Source organism: Accumulibacter sp., from assembly GCF_023806565.1.
Taxonomy (GTDB): domain Bacteria; phylum Pseudomonadota; class Gammaproteobacteria; order Burkholderiales; family Rhodocyclaceae; genus Accumulibacter.
Genome location: NZ_JAMTDV010000039.1, coordinates 14,226 through 32,448, shown reverse-complemented (window position 1 = coordinate 32,448; position 18,223 = coordinate 14,226). Strand labels below are relative to the sequence as shown.

General features: G+C 63.7%; 18 protein-coding genes. 14 read left to right on the top strand and 4 right to left on the bottom strand.

All coding sequences use genetic code 11. The features are described 5' to 3' along the window. Positions 1-247 precede the first annotated feature (247 nt). Complete coding sequence (locus tag NFV80_RS04755; protein WP_295327594.1) at positions 248-3,061, bottom strand: Rne/Rng family ribonuclease; 2,814 nt, start codon at positions 3,059-3,061, stop codon at positions 248-250. Between the two features lie 403 nt (positions 3,062-3,464). On the opposite strand from NFV80_RS04755, the gene NFV80_RS04750 reads away from it, so the two are divergent. Genes NFV80_RS04750 through NFV80_RS04735 form a run of 4 tightly spaced genes read left to right on the top strand, consistent with a single transcriptional unit; the run spans position 3,465 to position 6,385 of the window. Then, entirely contained in the window at positions 3,465-4,457 is a 993-nt protein-coding gene (locus NFV80_RS04750; RefSeq protein ID WP_295327592.1) for an RluA family pseudouridine synthase, read from the top strand. Continuing rightward, positions 4,441-5,097: an HAD-IA family hydrolase gene (locus NFV80_RS04745; protein ID WP_295327590.1), complete on the top strand. Its 657-nt coding sequence runs from the start codon at positions 4,441-4,443 to the stop codon at positions 5,095-5,097. The genes NFV80_RS04750 and NFV80_RS04745 overlap by 17 nt, the downstream gene beginning before the upstream one ends. Beyond that, a complete protein-coding gene (locus NFV80_RS04740; RefSeq protein WP_295327588.1) occupies positions 5,076-5,435 on the top strand; it encodes a Rieske 2Fe-2S domain-containing protein in 360 nt (119 codons plus the stop codon). Before NFV80_RS04745 ends, NFV80_RS04740 begins: the two co-directional genes overlap by 22 nt. Further along, on the top strand, positions 5,432-6,385 hold the full coding sequence (locus tag NFV80_RS04735; RefSeq protein WP_296758005.1) for a S49 family peptidase: 954 nt from the start codon (positions 5,432-5,434) through the stop codon (positions 6,383-6,385). The genes NFV80_RS04740 and NFV80_RS04735 overlap by 4 nt, the downstream gene beginning before the upstream one ends. Before the next feature lie 17 nt (positions 6,386-6,402). Here NFV80_RS04735 and NFV80_RS04730 read toward each other — a convergent pair whose 3' ends face one another. Next, entirely contained in the window at positions 6,403-7,113 is a 711-nt protein-coding gene (locus NFV80_RS04730) for an SAM-dependent methyltransferase (protein WP_295327584.1), read from the bottom strand. 32 nt (positions 7,114-7,145) lie between these two features. Further along, complete coding sequence (locus NFV80_RS04725; protein WP_295327582.1) at positions 7,146-7,730, bottom strand: Maf family nucleotide pyrophosphatase; 585 nt, start codon at positions 7,728-7,730, stop codon at positions 7,146-7,148. Positions 7,731-7,849: 119 nt separating this feature from the next. Between NFV80_RS04725 and NFV80_RS04720 the strand changes: the two genes are divergently transcribed. The 9 genes from NFV80_RS04720 (at position 7,850) to NFV80_RS04680 (ending at position 14,410) form a co-directional block, all read left to right on the top strand. Next, a complete protein-coding gene (locus tag NFV80_RS04720; protein WP_295327580.1) occupies positions 7,850-8,341 on the top strand; it encodes a DUF177 domain-containing protein in 492 nt (163 codons plus the stop codon). Between the two features lie 24 nt (positions 8,342-8,365). Then, positions 8,366-8,545, top strand: a complete 180-nt coding sequence (gene rpmF / locus NFV80_RS04715) for a 50S ribosomal protein L32 (protein ID WP_295327578.1) — start codon at positions 8,366-8,368, stop codon at positions 8,543-8,545. Between the two features lie 57 nt (positions 8,546-8,602). Next, positions 8,603-9,616, top strand: coding sequence for a phosphate acyltransferase PlsX (gene plsX / locus NFV80_RS04710; protein WP_295327576.1), 1,014 nt, complete (start codon positions 8,603-8,605; stop codon positions 9,614-9,616). Position 9,617: 1 nt separating this feature from the next. Then, positions 9,618-10,577 (top strand): beta-ketoacyl-ACP synthase III, encoded by a 960-nt coding sequence (locus NFV80_RS04705; protein WP_295327574.1) that lies wholly within the window; start codon positions 9,618-9,620, stop codon positions 10,575-10,577. Between the two features lie 10 nt (positions 10,578-10,587). Then, complete coding sequence (gene fabD, locus NFV80_RS04700; RefSeq protein WP_295327572.1) at positions 10,588-11,523, top strand: ACP S-malonyltransferase; 936 nt, start codon at positions 10,588-10,590, stop codon at positions 11,521-11,523. Between the two features lie 5 nt (positions 11,524-11,528). Then, the gene (gene fabG, locus NFV80_RS04695; RefSeq protein WP_295327570.1) at positions 11,529-12,269 is read left to right on the top strand and encodes a 3-oxoacyl-ACP reductase FabG; all 741 of its coding nucleotides are present in this window, start codon (positions 11,529-11,531) and stop codon (positions 12,267-12,269) included. Positions 12,270-12,372: 103 nt separating this feature from the next. After that, positions 12,373-12,609: an acyl carrier protein gene (gene acpP, locus NFV80_RS04690; protein ID WP_034899680.1), complete on the top strand. Its 237-nt coding sequence runs from the start codon at positions 12,373-12,375 to the stop codon at positions 12,607-12,609. Positions 12,610-12,703: 94 nt separating this feature from the next. Continuing rightward, the gene (fabF, locus tag NFV80_RS04685; protein ID WP_295327566.1) at positions 12,704-13,942 is read left to right on the top strand and encodes a beta-ketoacyl-ACP synthase II; all 1,239 of its coding nucleotides are present in this window, start codon (positions 12,704-12,706) and stop codon (positions 13,940-13,942) included. A gap of 30 nt (positions 13,943-13,972) precedes the next feature. Then, complete coding sequence (locus NFV80_RS04680; protein WP_295327564.1) at positions 13,973-14,410, top strand: protein YgfX; 438 nt, start codon at positions 13,973-13,975, stop codon at positions 14,408-14,410. Here the strand turns inward: NFV80_RS04680 and nadB are convergent. Then, complete coding sequence (nadB, locus tag NFV80_RS04675) at positions 14,379-15,965, bottom strand: L-aspartate oxidase (RefSeq protein ID WP_295327562.1); 1,587 nt, start codon at positions 15,963-15,965, stop codon at positions 14,379-14,381. The two genes, NFV80_RS04680 and nadB, sit on opposite strands and share 32 nt — an antisense overlap. 301 nt (positions 15,966-16,266) lie before the next feature. On the opposite strand from nadB, the gene NFV80_RS04670 reads away from it, so the two are divergent. Further along, positions 16,267-17,928, top strand: coding sequence for a phospholipid carrier-dependent glycosyltransferase (locus NFV80_RS04670; RefSeq protein WP_295327560.1), 1,662 nt, complete (start codon positions 16,267-16,269; stop codon positions 17,926-17,928). The last annotated feature ends 295 nt before the right edge of the window (positions 17,929-18,223 follow it).

Below are 18,223 nucleotides of genomic sequence, written 5' to 3'. Positions count from 1 at the left end.
TGCAGTGGACGAAACGCGGTTCCAGTTTCACGCGCGTTTCGATTGTCGTCCCGGAATGCGAGGCCGGTCTGTCACCTTTTCCGGGCCGGTCGCATCCGGCTTTCGCAAGCGCTTTCGTCCGTGCAGAGGGCCAGCCTGTCCCGGCTGCCCAAGCGCGGAACCGTGCTGCGATCGGTTGCTCACCCGCTACGGCGGCTCGACGCCTGGCTCGCCGGCTTCCAGGCGTCGTCCGGAATCGTTGGCAGGTCTATTTGCGTGTCTCGACCATGACCAGCGGCTCGTCCGGAATGACGATTGCCGGACGTCTGCGGCGTGGCGCTGACTGGCTTGCCTCGACGGGTGGCGGAGGCGGTGGCGCCAGGTCCCTGCTCGTTTCGACCAGGATCAGACCGCTGCTCTCGATCGCTTGCAGAACCTGTTGCGCGGGCGTGGCCAGCGGTTCGGCGGGCAAGAATGGCGCAGGAGATTCCGGTGCCGGTGGCGGCGCCGTGGCTTCCGTGTCGGCGGGCGGCTCGCTCTCCACCTGCGCTTCCACTGCCATGGCGGGAGCCGCGAGCACGTTCGCTTCCGTAACCAGGGGTGCTTCGGCAGCTGGGGCTTCGGCAACCGGGACTTCGTCTGCCGGCGGAGCTTCTGCAGCGGCCGCCGCTTCCGGCTCGACAGTGGAGCCTTGCGCTTCGGCGGCCAGGACCGTCGCCGGGAGCGTCTCGCTCACTGCCGCTGGAGCTTCGGCAGTGCCGGTCGCCGCCTGCGGCATGCTCGGCGCTGCCGGGACCGTATCGGCCGTGTCCGGGGTGGCGACTGCCGTCGCTATCGGTGCGGTCGCGGTGTCCGCTTCCGGGCTGCTCGTCACCGGGCCCGCTGCGTCCCGAGTAATCGCCTGGCCATCGGTCTTCTCGGCGCGCTCGCGGCGTCCGCCGCGACGGCCACGACGACGGGACGTGCCGCCGGACTCGTCCGCAGGCTGCTCCGGCGGGGTGGGCGCCGCCGCAGGCGCTGGCGCAGCCGGAATCGGGACAGGCTCGGCGCTCGCGGCGGCTGCCGCGGCCGGCGGCTTGCGTTCGGTGCGCGCGCGCCGTGGCTCGCGCGCTGGTCCCGGGTCGCGTAGCTCACGCGGCTCACGTGGCTCGCGTGGCTCGCGCGGTTCCCGTGGTTTCTGGGCATCGCTGCGGGCTGGTGGCGGTGGCGTTGCCTCTCTGGATTCCCGATTGACGCGGGTCTCGGAGACGTCGCGCGTTTCGTCGCGGCGTGTACCACGCCCGGTTGCCCGGCGGTTGTCGCGCGGTGTTTCCCTCGCCGCGGTGCTGGTAGGCGTCGCCGGCGGGGGTTCGTGGTCGGCCATGGGCTGATCGTCATGGCGGAACCAGGAGACGATCCGCTGCCACAGGCGTTTGCCGGGCGCTGGCGGCTCCTCGGCCAGCGCGGAATCGTCGGCGATCAGCGGCGCCGGTTGCGACGAGGTCACCCCCTTGATCGCCGCTTCGGGTCGGGCCGATTTCGCTTCGCCCCCGATTGCAAGCTCCTTGCCCTCGTCTTCGCTCGGCAGGGCGACCATCCGGTACGACGCCTGCTGCACGAGATCCGCGCTGGTCTCGTCCTGGCGAAGACGCAGGAAGGTGTGCTGCGGTGTTTCGAGATGAATGTTGGGAATCAGCAGGATGTTGACCTTGTGCCGATGCTCTATCGCCTGCACGTCGGTCCGCTTTTCATTGAGCAGGAAGGTGGCGACATCCACCGGAACCTGCGCATGCACGGCGGCGGTGTTGTCCTTCATCGCCTCCTCTTCGAGAATGCGCAGGATGTGCAGGGCGGCGGACTCGGTGCTGCGGATGTGGCCCGTCCCCGAACAGCGCGGACACGGGATGTAGCTGGTCTCGGCAAGGGCCGGGCGCAGGCGCTGGCGGGACAGTTCGAGCAGGCCGAAGCGGCTGATCTTGCCGGTCTGCACGCGCGCGCGATCGAAACGCAACGCTTCGCGGATACGGTTCTCGACTTCACGCTGGTTGCGCTGATTCTCCATGTCGATGAAGTCGATGATGATCAGTCCGCCCAGATCGCGCAGGCGCAACTGACGGGCGACTTCTTCGGCTGCCTCGAGATTGGTCTTCAGTGCCGTTTCCTCGATGTCGGCGCCGCGCGTCGATCGGCCCGAGTTCACATCCACCGACACCAGGGCTTCGGTGTGGTCGATGACGATCGCGCCACCGGACGGCAGGCCGACCTGACGCGAGTAGGCCGATTCGATCTGGTGTTCGATCTGGAAGCGCGAGAACAGCGGCACGTCATCGCGATATCGTTTGACGCGACTGACCGTGCCCGGCATCACATGTTCCATGAACTGCTGTGCCTGTTCGAACACCTCGTCGGTGTCGATCAGGATTTCACCGATGTCGGGCTGGAAGTAGTCACGGATGGCGCGGATCACCAGGCTGCCCTCCTGGTAGATCAGGAATGCACCCTTCTGCTGATCGGCAGCAGCCTCGATTGCCTTCCACAACTGCAGGAGATAATTGAGGTCCCACTGCAACTCTTCCGCGTTGCGCCCGATGGCCGCAGTGCGCGCGATCAGGCTCATGCCCTGCGGCACCTGCAACTGATCCATGACCTCTCGCAGTTCGGTTCGCTCGGCGCCCTCGACGCGGCGCGAGACGCCGCCGCCGCGCGGATTGTTCGGCATCAACACGAGGTAACGGCCGGCGAGACTGACGAAGGAGGTGAGCGCGGCCCCCTTGTTGCCGCGCTCGTCCTTGTCTACCTGAACGATCAGTTCCTGGCCCTCGCGCAGGGCATCCTTGATGCTGGCACGACCGGCATCGACACCCGGCTGGAAGAGAGCACGGGAAACCTCCTTGAAGGGGAGGAAGCCGTGCCGTTCCGAACCGTAGTCGACGAACGCCGCTTCCAGGCTGGGCTCGATGCGGGTAATGACCGCTTTATAAATGTTGCTCTTTTTCTGTTCCTTGTTTGCCGATTCAATGTCCAGGTCAATCAGCTTCTGACCGTCGACAATGGCAACACGCAGTTCCTCGACCTGTGTTGCATTAAACAGCATGCGTTTCATAGTTTGGGCTCCCGCGCGTTCTCACGGGCGAAACGGCCGTATCCAGGCAATGACGGATTAGTTGTGGATGGGATGCTGGAGAAGCGTTCCGATAGGGCAACTAATAGGGGATTCCCGCCGACGCGAATGTTTGTCGGGCCTTGAAAGTCAAGGGCTCGGGAATCTGTCTGGGTCGCTCCACAGGTGCCAGGCGCGCGCAGTTCAAGTAGTATCGCTACTTAGTGGTGAGCGTACTTAACCAGGTGATTGGCGTCAGGTGATGTCGCACAGGTCGGTGCGAGAGGGGCGGCTAAGGCCTGCCGGAAAGTGCGTCGCAATGACTTCAGAATCGGCGTCGCTCGACGGTCTTACGGGTCAGCGCCTCTTTCAACCCAAAGCGCAAATCGGGATAAGTATATTTAAATTGGTCGAAGTTGGCAAAAACTCCGTTATCCGAACGGTGATCACCGAGAACGAGCATGGACAGCGCCTCGACAACCTCTTGCTGAAACGCTGCAAGGGAGTGCCCAAGAGCCACGTGTACAGCATCGTGCGCAGCGGCCAGGTACGGGTCAATGGGCGGCGAGCCGATGTTTCCTATCGTCTGCAGGCCGGTGACGTGCTGCGCATCCCGCCGTTGCGGGTGGCAAGCGTCGAACAGGAGATGGTCGCCGGTGCCGGATTGCAGGTGCATGTCCCGATCGTCTATGAAGACGAGGGACTGCTGGTCGTCGACAAGCCGGCCGGGATTGCCGTGCACGGCGGCAGCGGCGAAAGTTACGGGCTCGTCGAGGCCTTGCGGCGGCAGCGACCGGAAGCGCGATTTCTCGAACTGGCGCACCGGCTTGACCGCGAAACCTCGGGGATCCTGTTGCTCGGCAAGAAGCGCTCGGTGCTGCTCGCCCTGCACCAGATGTTTCGCGAGGGCGGACTTGCGGGGAGCGGCCGCTCTGCCGACAAGCGCTATCTGGTCCTGGTTTGCGGCCGCTGGATGGAACCGCTGCGCAGCGTCCGCCTGCCATTGCTCAAGTACCTGCTGGCGTCCGGCGAGCGCCGGGTTCGCGTTGCCGACGAAGGCAAGGCGGCACACACGGTTTTCCGCCTGCTTGCCCGCTGGCAGCGCTTCAGCCTGCTGGAAGCCGAACTGAAGACCGGAAGAACGCACCAGATTCGCGTGCATCTGGCGCATCTGGGCTACCCGATCGCCGGCGACGAAAAGTACGGCGATTTCGGGCTGAACAGGGCGCTCGCCAAGGAGGGACTGAAGCGGATGTTCCTGCATGCTTCCCGGATGCGCCTGCCGCACCCGCTGGAGGGCCGGGAACTGGTGGTCGAAGCGGCAATGCCGGCTGCCCTGAAAGCGTTCGTGGATGGTCTGTCGGCGAAGGAAAAGCAGGATTATGGCAAGACGGTTTGAACTGTTGGTCTTCGACTGGGATGGCACCTTGCTGGACTCGGCAGCCGCCATCGTCGCTGCGATCCGTGCCGCCTGCAGCGACCTCGGCGTAGCCGCGCCGGCGGACGAAAGGGCGCGGCACGTGATCGGCCTTGGCCTCCACGACGCTCTGCGCCACGTCGCCCCCGATCTGCCCGAAGAGCGCTATCCGCAAATGGTGGAGCGCTATCGCCATCACTATCTGGCTTGTGATCACGAACTGCGCCTGTTCGACGGCGTTGCCGAGCTGATTGGCGAGCTTTCGCGTGCCGGTTTCCTGCTCGCTGTGGCCACCGGAAAGAGCCGCCATGGGCTCGAGCGTGCGCTGCGATTGAGCGGGCTCGGCGCCCATTTTCACGCTTCGCGTTGTGCCGACGAATGCTTCTCCAAGCCACACCCGCAGATGCTGGACGAACTGCTCGAAGAGTTGTCGGTCGAGCGCGAGCGCGCGCTGATGATCGGCGATACGACGCACGATCTGCAAATGGCACACAACGCCGGCGTTGCCTGCCTGGCCGTGGCCTATGGCGCGCATTCCGCGTGCGAGCTGGACGCGCTTCGTCCGTTGGCCAGCCTGCGGGAGCCGCGAGAACTGTCCGAGTGGCTGTGGCAGAACGCCTGATCTGCCGGTCGGGTGACTTGCTCGACGGGGGGCGGGGAGTCCGTTTCACGGTGCACCGGCAGGGCGTCGAGCAGGCCGCCTTTGCGGTACGGTTTCGCGGCCGCGTCTTTGCCTATCTCAATCGCTGCGCGCACGTATCGGTCGAGCTCGACTGGCAGCACAACGAATTCTTCGATGATTCCAAGTTATACTTGATCTGCGCAACGCACGGCGCGCTGTATTCGCCGGAAAACGGTCGCTGCCTCGGCGGCCGCTGCAACGGCAGAGGGCTGACGCCGCTCCCCGTCACAGAGCGGGATGGCGCAATCTATTTCACCCCGGGCGAGCAAACACCTTGAGTACCTCCGAAAACGAACCACATTGGGAACGACAGTTGCTGGAGAAGTTCGCCTATGCGTCGCTTCAGGAACAACGGGCGAGGCGGCGCTGGGGAATCTTCTTCAAGCTGGCCGGGCTCGCCTATCTGGTGGCGGTGCTGGTACTGGTAGTCGATTGGGGCGGCCCTGAACAGCTTGCCGATGGCCGACACACTGCCGTGATCTATCTGCACGGCACGATCGAGGCGCAGGGTGAAGCCAGTGCGCAGAACATCAATGATGCCCTGGACGCGGCCTTCGGCGACAAGGGGACGGCCGGCGTGATCCTGCGTGTCAACAGTCCGGGAGGAAGTCCGGTGCAGGCGGGCATTGTGCACGACGAGATCCGCCGGCTGCGCACGACGCACCCGCAGATTCCGCTCTACGCGGTGGTCGAGGATGTCTGCGCGTCGGGTGGATACTATGTCGCAGCCGCCGCCGACAAGATCTTCGTCGACAAGGCGAGTCTGGTCGGTTCGATCGGGGTGCTGATCGACTCGTTCGGTTTTACCGGGGCGATGGAAAAGCTCGGCATCGAACGGCGACTGCTGACAGCCGGAGAAAACAAGGGTTTTCTCGACCCGTTCTCGCCGCAGGATGCGAAACAGAGGGAGCACGCGCAGGTCCTGTTGCGCGAGATTCACAAACAGTTCATCGAGGTCGTGCGGCGCGGGCGTGGCCCGCGCCTGAAGGAGACGCCGGAAATGTTTACCGGCCTGATGTGGACAGGTAGCCAGAGTGTGCGCCTGGGTCTTGCCGACGGTTTTGGTACCGTCGGTTCGGTCGCGCGCGACGTGATCAAGGCCGAACGCATCGTCGAATTCACGATCAAGGAAAACATCGCCGAGCGTTTTGCCAAGCGTCTGCGCGCGGAGGCGACGCAAGGCGCGGTCGGTTCGCTGCTGGGCAGTGGGCGGTCGCTCTTTCGTTGAACGGAGTGGACTGTCTGCTACGACTGCAGGAGGAATACGGTCGGCCGGCGACTGATGTCGGGTAGTGGCTGCCGCCGCCATTCGGAGACCGCGCGAGTGGTGATCTGTTCGCTCGCGAGCGTGAGGTCGACGGCGAGGCAGATACGCGTGCCCGGCGCACACTTGGCGAGCAGTGATTCCAGCATCTGGCGGTTACGATAAGGTGTTTCGATGAAGATCTGGGTTCGCTGCTGTTGCCGAGAATCCTTCTCGAGTTCAAGCAGACGTTTCTCCCTTTCCGGCGTGTTGCTCGGCAGGTAGCCGTGGAAAGCAAAGCTTTGCCCGCTCAGTCCTGACCCCATCAAGGCAAGCAGGATCGACGACGGCCCCACCAGCGGCACGACCTGTACGCCCCGTTGATGAGCCAGCGCCACGAGCGCTGCACCTGGGTCGGCGACCGCGGGACACCCCGCTTCGGAGATCAGCCCGAGGTCGGCCCCGGCCAGTGCCGGTGCCAGCAGTCGCGGCAACGAACTCGCTGGCGTGTGCTCGCTGAGTTCGCAAATTTCGATCTGCTGCACCGGCAGTTCCACCGGCAGCGATTTCAGGAAAGCGCGGGCAGTCCTCGCGTTTTCAGCGACGAAATGCTTCAGTCGTTGCGTGCAGGCGACGACGTGCTGTGGCAGGACGGTGGCCGCCGGCATCGGGCCGAGCGGAACCGGGATCAGGTAGAGCTTGCCGGTGGTCATCGGTGACGGCGGAGACGCACGACCGCTCCCGTTCAGAATACGGAGACGTTCTCTAGGCGCAGCAGGTCGCAGAGCGCGATCAGCGGCAGGCCGATCAGCGCGTTGGGGTCTTCGCCGTCGATCCTCGCGATCAACGCGATTCCCAGCCCTTCCGACTTGGCGCTGCCCGCGCAATTGTAAGGCTGCTCCTTGTGCAGATAGCTTTCGATTTCTTCGTCGGCAAGCTCGCGGAAGGTGACCAGTGTCGGTACGCCGCGAAGGTGCGCCTTGCCGCTCCTCGCGTCGAGCAGGCAGAGGCCGGTAAAGAAGTTGACCCGCTGCCCGCGCATCGTCCGCAACTGGCGCGTGGCCTCGGCGTGCGTTCCGGGTTTGCCGAAGATCCGCCCATCCAGGCAGGCCACCTGGTCGCTGCCGATGATCAGGGCCTGCGGGTAGGAAGCCGCGACCGCACGCGCCTTGGCTTCGGAAAGGCGCAGCGCACCTGCTGCCGGATCTTCTCCCGGCAACAGCGCCTCGTCGACGGCCGGACTGGCGACAGAGAACGGCAAACCGAGGCGCGCCAGGAGTTGGCGGCGGAACGGCGAGGTCGAGGCAAGAACCAGGAGGCGATCGGGCATTGGTGGGTCGGTCGCGACATGCGCTGACGGCGGAGCGGGAACGGGGTGACAGCAGAGCAGCCGATTTTCAGTGTCGCTGCTTTGACTTCAAAAGCCGAAAATAATATCATGCTCGGCTTATGTCGCGACGCCTTGTTATTGACAGCCGGTCGTTCGGCACGGAAGGAGCTTCGCTGCAGGGCGAACTGACGGTTGCTTCGCTCGGTCGCCTGCTCGATTTGCTGACGGATTCGGCAGGTTTCCTGCAATATCGGATCCAGGGCGGGATCGGGCCTCTCGGCAGATCGCAGTTGGTGGTGACGGTGGAGGGAGTGCTCTCGCTGTGCTGCCAGCGCTGTCTGGAAGCGATCGACTATCGGCTGGAAGTTCGTAGTCTGCTGGAGTTCGTCGATGATGACGGCGATCTGACGCAGGAGGAACTGGAGGACGACTCCCGGGACTTTCTCCCGCATCAGCCGGAGCTTGACGTCGCTGTGCTGATCGAGGACGAAATCCTGCTCGCGCTTCCCAACGCGCCGCGCCACGCCGATTGCGTGCTGCCCGGGGCGGGGCAGCCGACAGCAAGGGTGTCGCCGTTTTCCGTGCTAGCCGGCTTTCACGGCAAGGCTTAGCGAATCTGACTTGAGGAGTTCGTAATGGCCGTTCAACAGAACAAGAAGTCCCCGTCCAAGCGTGGCATGCATCGCTCGCACGATTCCCTGAGCGGCATGCCGCTGGCAGTGGAACCGACCACCGGCGAGGTGCACCTGCGTCACCATATCAGTCCTACCGGTTTCTATCGAGGCAAGAAGGTCGTCAAGGGTCCCGGCGAGTGATTCGTCGGAATTGGGCACGACGCTCTGCATGCTGGTAAGTCGTCCGTCTGGCGCAGGATGACGATTACCGTTGCCATAGACTGCATGGGCGGCGATCACGGTCCACCGGTGACCGTTCCGGCCGCGCTTCAATTCGTCCGCGAGCACGCCGACGTGCGCGTAGTCCTCGTTGGTCAGGCCGGGGCGATTCGGCCCATGCTCGGTGACGCGGCAGTCGGTCGCGTTTCGGTTCGCCATGCGTCGGAGGTGGTCGCCATGGATGAGTCGCCGTCACTGGCACTGCGCAACAAGAAGGACTCGTCGATGCGCGTCGCCATCAATCTCGTCAAGGCGGGCGAAGCGGATGCCTGTGTCTCTGCCGGCAATACCGGTGCGCTGATGGCCATCTCACGATTCGTCCTGAAAATGTTGCCGGGCATCGATCGTCCGGCGATCTGTGCAGTTCTGCCAACGATGACCGGCCACACGCACGTGCTCGATCTCGGTGCCAATGTCGATTGCAGCCCGGAGCATCTGCTGCAGTTCGGAATCATGGGTGCTTCGCTGGTGGCGGCGATCGAGCACCGGGAGCGGCCGACGGTCGGCATCCTGAACATCGGCGAGGAAGAGATCAAGGGCAACGATGTCGCCAAGCGTGCCGCCGAACTGCTTGCCGACTCCGGTCTGAACTTCGTCGGCAACGTCGAGGGGGATGGGGTGTACAAGGGCGACGCGGATGTCATCGTCTGTGACGGCTTTGTCGGCAACGTGGCCTTGAAGACGTCGGAAGGCCTTGCGCAACTGCTGGCCACGTTCCTGCGTCAGGAATTTCGACGCAACCTGCTGACCAAACTTGCTGCCGTGGTTGCCCTGCCGGTGCTGCAACGTTTCAAGAAGCGTGTCGACCACCGCCAGTACAACGGTGCGACGCTGCTCGGCTTGAAAGGGATCGTCGTCAAGAGCCATGGTTCGGCCGATGTGCTGGCCTTCACGCGGGCGCTGCAGCGTGCCGCGGAGGAGGCTGGCAGCGGCGTGCTGGCCAGGATCAGCGAACGCGTGGCGCGGCAACAGCCGCTTCAGGAGACCGCCTAGCATGTTCTCGCGCATTACCGGAATCGGCAGTTTTCTGCCCGGTCAGGCAGTCACCAACGACGACCTTGCACGCCGCGGCATCGAGACCAGCGACGAGTGGATCACCAGCCGCACCGGCATCCGCTGCCGACATCTCGCGGAAAACGGCGAAACTTCGAGCGATCTCGGCCTCGAGGCGAGTCGCCGGGCGCTCAATGCCGCCGGTCTGCAGGCGTCCGACGTAGACCTGATCATCGTCGCCACCTCGACACCGGACTTCATTTTTCCGAGTACCGCCTGTCTGCTGCAAAGCAAACTGGGCAACAGCGGCGCGACCGCTTTCGACGTGCAGGCGGTGTGCAGCGGCTTCGTCTATGCGCTGACGATTGCCGACAAGTTCCTCCGTTCGGGCAGTCACCGACGGGCTCTGGTGGTTGGCGCCGAAGTGTTTTCGCGCATCCTCGACTGGTCCGATCGCACGACCTGCGTCCTCTTCGGCGACGGCGCCGGAGCTGTCGTGCTGGAGGCTGGCGACCAGCAGGGGATCCTGGCGACAGCCCTGCATGCCGACGGTGCCCATCACGGCATCCTTTCGGTACCCGGTAGCGTCAGCGGCGGCAAGGTGACTGGTGATCCCTTCCTGCGCATGGATGGACAGGCCGTTTTCAAGTTTGCCGTCCGCGTTCTCGCCGAGGTTGGCGAAGAGTGCTGCCAGGCGGCCGGTATTGGTACGGCCGACGTCGACTGGCTGATTCCGCACCAGGCCAACATCCGCATTCTCGAGGCGACCGCGAAAAGAATGAAGCTGCCGATGGGGAAGGTGGTCGTCACCGTCGATCGGCACGGCAATACTTCGGCTGCCTCGGTTCCTCTGGCGCTCGATGAAGCGGTTCGTGAGCGACGCATTCAGGCAGGACAGAAGATTCTGCTCGAAGGTGTCGGCGGCGGTTTCACCTGGGGCGCGGTTCTCTTGCAGCTCTGAAGGAGCATTCATGGCGTTTGCGTTTGTTTTCCCGGGCCAGGGGTCGCAGTCGGTCGGCATGATGGCGGCCTACGGCGACGCGGCAGTGGTGCGTGCCACTTTTGCCGAGGCGTCGGCAACCCTCGGTGAGGACCTCTGGCAGTTGCTCGCCGACGGTCCTGCCGAGGCACTGGCGCAGACGGTCAATACGCAGCCGGTGATGCTGACGGCCGGGGTCGCCGTCTATCGCCTGTGGCTCGAAAAAGGCGGCCGGCCGCCGGCCATGGTGGCGGGACACAGTCTTGGCGAATATTCCGCGCTGGTTGCCGCGGGGGTCTTGGCCTTCAGCGATGCCGTACCGCTGGTACGACTGCGTGCTGCGGCAATGCAGGAAGCCGTGCCGGCGGGTACCGGTGCGATGGCGGCGATTCTCGGTCTGGACGACGACAAAATTGCCGCCGCCTGCAGCGAAGCTGTGACTGCAACCGCTGGCGTGGTCGAACCGGTGAATTTCAACGGACCCGGGCAGACCGTCATCGCCGGCAGCAAGGCGGCAGTCGAACTGGCCTGTGCCGCGTGCAAGACGCGCGGCGCCAAGCGCGCCGTGCTGCTGCCGGTTTCGGCGCCGTTTCACTCGTCGCTGATCCGGCCGGCGGCAGACCGCCTGGCTGCCCGCCTAGCCGAATTGACCTTTGCTGCGCCGCAGATTCCGGTGATCAACAATGCCGATGTGGCGATCGAGTCGAATCCCGCGAGGATCAAGGATGCACTGGTTCGGCAGGCGTATTCGCCGGTGCGCTGGGTGGAGACGATTCGGAAAATGGCTGCGATGAACGTCACGACAGTGGCCGAGTGTGGTCCGGGCAAGGTCCTCGCCGGGCTCAGCAAGCGCTGTGCGGAGCAGGTGACGAGCGTCGCGCTGGCGGACCTGGCGGCGATCGACGCGGCCATCGCGAACCTGGAGTAAGCCGGATGCTCACAGGACAAGTGACTCTCGTCACGGGCGCATCGCGTGGAATCGGCCAGGCGATTGCACTCGAACTGGGACGCCTGGGTGCTACCGTGATTGGTACCGCGACGAGTACCGAAGGCGCTGCGAAAATCTCGGCGTATCTGCTGGCGGCCGGTTGCCAGGGGGAAGGGGCGCTGCTCGAAGTGCGCGACGGTGCGCAGGTGGACGCGTTGATCAGCCAGATCGAGAAGACCCGGGGGGCGGTGTCGATCCTGGTCAACAACGCCGGCATCACCCGCGACAATCTGGCGATGCGCCTGAAGGACGACGATTGGGACAGCGTCCTCGACACCAATCTGAAAGCTGTATTCCGGCTGTCGAAGGCGGTCCTTCGCGGCATGATGAAAGCCAGGCAGGGTCGCATCATCAACGTCACTTCGGTGGTCGGGCATGCCGGCAATCCCGGGCAGGCCAATTACTGTGCGGCGAAGGCCGGCGTCACCGGCATGAGCCGCGCGCTGGCGCGCGAGCTCGGCAGCCGCAACATCACTGTCAATTGTGTGGCGCCCGGGCTGATCGATACCGACATGACCCGAGCGCTCGACGATCGGCAGAAGGAGTCGCTGCTCGGCGGCATTCCGCTCGCTCGCTTCGGGTCTCCCGAAGACGTCGCGGCTGCGGTCGCCTTCCTCGCTTCGCCGCGGGCTGCCTACATCACCGGCACGACGCTGCACGTGAACGGTGGCATGTTCATGGGTTGACCGGCGCCCGCAGAGCGGCCGGGGTGGTCATTGGTAACTCACGGCCATTTTGTTAGAATAGCGCGCTTTGTCTTACATTCGAACCTTGAGAGGGAACACTTTGATGGAAAATATCGAGCAGCGTGTCAAGAAGATCGTGGCGGAACAACTCGGTGTCAACGAGGCCGACATCAAGAACGAGTCGTCGTTCGTTGACGATCTCGGCGCAGATTCTCTGGACACGGTGGAGCTGGTGATGGCTCTGGAAGAAGAGTTCGAGTGCGAGATCCCGGATGATGAAGCCGAAAAGATCACGACTGTTCAGCAGGCCATCGACTACGTGACTGCTCACAAGAAGTAACCGGAGTCCTGGCTCCCTGTGGGCAGGTCAGTGGCCCGCTCCGACAGGGCGTATTCGCGCTGGGAAAGTTCCGTATTGATCGTCGGAGTTCAAATTGGCACGTCGCAGAGTAGTCGTCACCGGCCTTGGCATCGTTTCTCCCGTCGGTAATTCGATCGAGGAGGCTTGGCAGAACATTGTTGCCGGTCGTTCCGGCATTGGTCCGGTCACCCGATTCGATGTCTCCAGCTTCCCTGTACGCATTGCGGGGGAAGTCAGGGGATTCGAGATTGGCCAGTATCTGTCGCCGAAAGAGGCGCGTCGGATGGACGTTTTCATCCACTACGGAATGGCCGCCGGATTACAGGCCATCCGCGACGCCGGGCTCGACTCGCATGCGTTCGACCCGGAGAGGGTCGGCGTGTCGATCGGTTCGGGGATTGGCGGTTTGCCGATGATCGAAAGCACCTGCGACGATTTCGCAGCGGGCGGTGTGCGCAAGGTCTCGCCATTTTTCGTTCCCGGTTCGATCATCAACATGATCTCGGGAAACCTGTCGATCCTCTGCGGCTACAAGGGTCCCAACATTTCGCTGGTCAGTGCGTGCTCGACCGGTACGCACAGCATCGGCGATGCCGGACGGCTGATCGAGTACGGCGATGCCGACGTGATGATCGCCGGCGGCGCCGAGGGTTGCGTCTCCAGGCTCGGATTGGGCGGCTTCTGTGCTCCGCGCGCGCTGTCCACCCGCAATGACGATCCACAGACCGCAAGCCGACCGTGGGACAGGGATCGCGATGGCTTCGTTCTTGGCGAAGGGGCCGGCGTGGTGGTGCTCGAGGAATTTGAGCATGCCAAGGCGCGCGGTGCCCGGATCTACTGTGAGCTGGCGGGTTTCGGCATGAGTGCCGATGCCTTCCACATGACTGCGCCGCTTGAGGATGGCGAGGGTGCGGCGCGCTGCATGAGCAACGCGCTGCGCAATGCCGGCCTCAACACGGATCAGGTGCAATACGTCAATGCGCACGGCACTTCGACGCCGCTCGGCGACAAGGCCGAGACGATTGCCGTCAAACGCGCCTTTGGCGAGCATGCGTACAAGCTGGTGGTCAATTCGACCAAGTCGATGACCGGTCACCTGCTGGGCGCCGCTGGCGGCATCGAGGCAGTATTTACGATACTCGCCATTCATCATCAGGTTTCGCCGCCGACGATCAACATATTCAATCAGGACGAAGCCTGCGATCTGGACTACTGTGCCAATGCGGCGCGTGCGATGAAGATCGACGTTGGCATTTCCAATTCTTTCGGCTTTGGCGGCACCAACGCCACGGTTGCTTTCAAGCGTATCTAGACCGGCGCGTCTGGGCAGGGGCGGGACCCGGTGCAGTTCCCGATCCAGATCGAATTGCGCCGCTCACGTCTTCTCGCTTTCCTGACCGTCGCTCTGCATGTCCTGGCGATCGCTTGTCTGTGGCTGCTGCCCTGGCCAGTTTTGGCGCGTGGCGTGCTGGTGCTGATCGTCGCCCTGTCGGCATGGCACTCTCTGCGACCATCGCCAGTCGCCGGCCTGCGCCTCGGCGAGCGAGGCGAACTGTGGATTCTCCGCTCCGGCAGCGAACCAGCGGCCGCGGCAGTGCAGCCGGATAGCGCAGTGTTTTCCTGGTTGGTCGTCCTGCGCGTGCTTGGCGAGCGAGACGGTATGCTGGGCAGCGTGGTTTTGCTGCCGGACAGCATGTCCGCCGAGCAGTTTCGTCTATTGCGCCTGTGGCTGCGCTGGCTGGCCAGTCCTACAGGGGGACCGACCGGGGACGGCGTCTGATTACCGTATTGCGCGCGTGCGGCAGCGTCTCCGGATAGTTGCGACTGAAGTGCAGGCCACGGCTCTCGCGACGCAGCAGCGCGCAGCGGATGATCAGATCGGCGGTGACGACGAGGTTGCGCAGTTCGATCAGATCGTTGCTCACCCGGAAATGCGAGTAGAAATCGTCGATTTCACGCACCAGCAGGCGGATCCGGTTTTGCGCCCGCTGCAGACGCTTGGTGGTGCGGACGATCCCGACGTAATCCCACATGAAACGACGCAGTTCGTCCCAGTTGTGCGAGATGACGATTTCTTCGTCCGAGTCGCTGACACGGCTGGCGTCCCAGGGTGGCAATGGCGGTGACTCGCCCTCCGCTTGTTGCAGAATGTCGTTCGCCGCTGCTTCGGCGAACACCAGGCATTCGAGCAGCGAGTTGCTGGCCAGACGATTGGCGCCGTGCAGACCGGTGCAGGAGGCCTCGCCGGCGACGTAGAGTCCGGGAATGTCGGTGCGTGCCCGCAGGTCGGTGACGACGCCGCCGCAGGTATAGTGCGCTGCGGGGACGACGGGAATCGGCTGACGCGTGACGTCGATTCCCAGATCAAGGCAGCGTGCGAGGATGTTCGGAAAGTGTTCACCGAGGAACTCCGCCGGTCTGTGCGAGATGTCGAGATAGACGCAGTCCAGGCCGCGCTTCTTCATCTCGAAATCGATCGCCCGGGCAACCACGTCGCGCGGTGCGAGTTCACCGCGTGCATCGTGGCGAGGCATGAAGCGGCTACCGTCGGGCAGCAGCAGCCGCCCGCCTTCGCCGCGCACCGCTTCCGAAATCAGGAAGGACTTGGCCTGCGGATGGTACAGGCAGGTCGGGTGAAACTGGATGAACTCCATGTTCGCCACCCGGCAGCCTGCCCGCCATGCCATGGCAATGCCGTCGCCGGTTGAAGTGTCCGGATTCGTCGTGTAGAGATAGACCTTGCCGGCGCCGCCCGCAGCGATCAGTGTGTGCTGGGCGCCGATCGTCCGTACCTCACCGCTGACGTTGTCGAGCACGTACGCGCCGTAACAGCGCCGCTCGCCGAGTCGCAGCTTGTCGGCGGTAATCAGGTCGATGGCGATGTGCTGTTCAAGTACCGTGATGTTCGGTTGCTGGCGCACGAGACCGGTCAGGGTGTTCTGCACCGCCTGGCCGGTGGCATCCGCGACGTGAATCACGCGCCGGGCACTGTGGCCGCCCTCGCGGGCAAGGTGGTAGCCGCCTTCATCGCGTGTGAAGGGAACGCCCTGTGCGATCAGCCAGTCGACCGCGCGCCGACCGTTCTCGATCACGAAACGGGTGGCTCGCGGGTCGTTGAGAAACGCGCCGGCAGTGATGGTGTCGCGAATGTGTGCTTCGATCGAATCACGGTTGTCGAGGACGGCGGCGATTCCTCCTTGCGCCCAACTCGACGCACTGTCTTCGAGGTTGCGCTTGCTGATCAACGCCACCTTGCGCGTCTGCGCCAGCCTGAGCGCTGCGGCTTGCCCAGCCAGGCCACTGCCGATGATGAGAACGTCGAATTGAAGCGCCACGGTGGAGGCGTCCTGCCAACAAGGGGCTGCAACTATAGCATGGGATGAAGGCCTGCACGCCGGGTGCCAGGCGCTCGCCGCGATCCTCGGAGCACCCTTGCCGCCTGCGGCCTGTCCGTGCACGCCTGGCCTGCGCCCGTCTTGCAGATCGCGCAGGCGATGGTGGTGACCCCGTTGCCGGTGCTGCCGCGGTACCATTGCTGCCGATCGCCGCAGCGCCGAAGACACCCTCATTTACGTGCGCAGCGACCGTTCACTCAACTCGTGAAACGAAGCCGAATTCAGGACCATGGAATTACGAATGCAAATCTCCCGTACGGGCGTCGACGTCCGGAAAGAGTCGCTTTACATCGGCCTGGCCGCCTTGTTCCTGTTTACCGTGGGTCTGCGGGGGCAGCCCTTCGTCGATTTCGATTCACGGTTCGCCCTGTTTGCGCACGAGATGTGGCGGCACGGGCCGACCTTCTTCCCCACGACCTATGGTGCTCCCTATCCCGACTATCCGGCGACCTCCACCTTCCTGATCTGGTGCTTTTCCCTGCTCTCCGGCGGCGTGACGAAGCTGTCTGCGGTCTTGCCGACGGCACTGGCGTCGGCGCTGAATCTGACGATTACCTACCGCCTGCTGGCACGGTTCTCGCGGCGCTGGGCCTTGTCGACGGTCTGTTTCGAGTTGCTGACCGTGAGCTTCCTGGCGGAGGCGCGCGCGATTTCGCTGGACCAGATGGTGGCCACCGTCACCCTGCTTGGCTTTTATGTGGCCCATACCGGCCAAGATCACTCGCGGCGCTTCCCGCTGACGATGCTGTTGCTCCTGTTGGCCGTCGGGTTTGCGATTCGCGGACCGTTGGGTCTGGTGATTCCGGCGGGCGTGGTTTGCAGCTACTACTTCCTGTCGGCAGAGTGGAAAAACCTGCTGCGCTTTGCGCTTGCCTCGGCGGCACTCCTGCTCGTCTGCTGGTTCGGCCTGCTGGAATTGGCCGCCTATTTCCATGGCGCCGATTTTCGCAGGGAGGTGATCGACATGCAGATGGCAGGTAGAATGACGCAGGGGGAGAACACCGGGCGCTGGTACTACTTCACCAGCAGTCTTGGCAACTACGCGCTGAGTTATCCGCTTGCCGTGCTGGTGGTGTTTCTGCTGGCAGTGTCCCGCATGCTCGGGCGAAGTCGGCTACCAGAGGACGATGCCGCATCGTTCCTGCGGTATCTGATCGGGTGGACGCTGATCGTCATCGCTGGTCTGTCGGTGCCCGACGCGAGGAAAGTGCGCTATCTGTTGCCGATCGTCCCGGCGATTGCGGCGCTGGCTGCGTATCCGCTGCATGCGGGGATCGATCCGCAGAGGCAGCGCGTCCTGGTGTTCCTGCGTAAGGCACTGGAAGGGCTGCTGCTGCTTCTGCCGACGGTTGCCCTGATCGGCCTGTGGGAGTCCTTTCACCACACCAGGACACTGGCGGTAGCGATGCAGGTGCCATTCCTGCCGATGGCGACCCTGCTGGTCGTCCTTCAGGGAACGATGCTCTGCCTGCGCTGGCGAGGCTCTGCGGATACTGCATTGACGGGGGAACTGCTGGGTGCCGTGGCCACCGTGTTCTTGCTCAACCTGCTGGTCGTCGAGCCGGCCAGGCTGCAACTGCACGATACCAGCGCCTTTGTCAGGCAGGTGGAAGCGCTGCGCCAGCGGCAACCGGGAGAGGTCGTATTTTTTCGTGTCGGCAGGGACGCCACCGCGATCAAATACCTGGTGAATCTCGACTACGATCTGCAGCCGAAGTTTTTCGATGGCTGCGCCGATTTCGACTCGCTGGCGGCGACACCGACCTACGTCATCGTCAATGACGAAGACCTGCCCGCCGCACGCGAATGCGCCTGGCTGCAGTCGTTGGCGCCGGTTGTGCACGAGCATTTCGACCGGCAGCATTCCTCCGTGTTCTACCTGCCAGGCGTGCCGGCGACTTGACCCTGCTCCCGGCACGATTACAATTTCGAGAACTGCCGCCGTCGTACTGCTTCCTTTCAGGGAGATTTTTGTGCCGCGGAGGCACCAGCACCCGGCTCCGGAGATTTCGGCGTGACCGGTGCACGCTAGTCGTTGGTGAACGTCGATGAACCTGCCGAAGCGTCGTGTAGGTGATCCGTGCGCACCGTGGCGGGCTGGGGGAGCCATGAGGCTCCTCCAGATCCCGATCAGGGGTCAAGAGCGAGGCCGAGTACGATGCAAAGATACGCCATCATTTTCCTCTCGGCGATCGTCC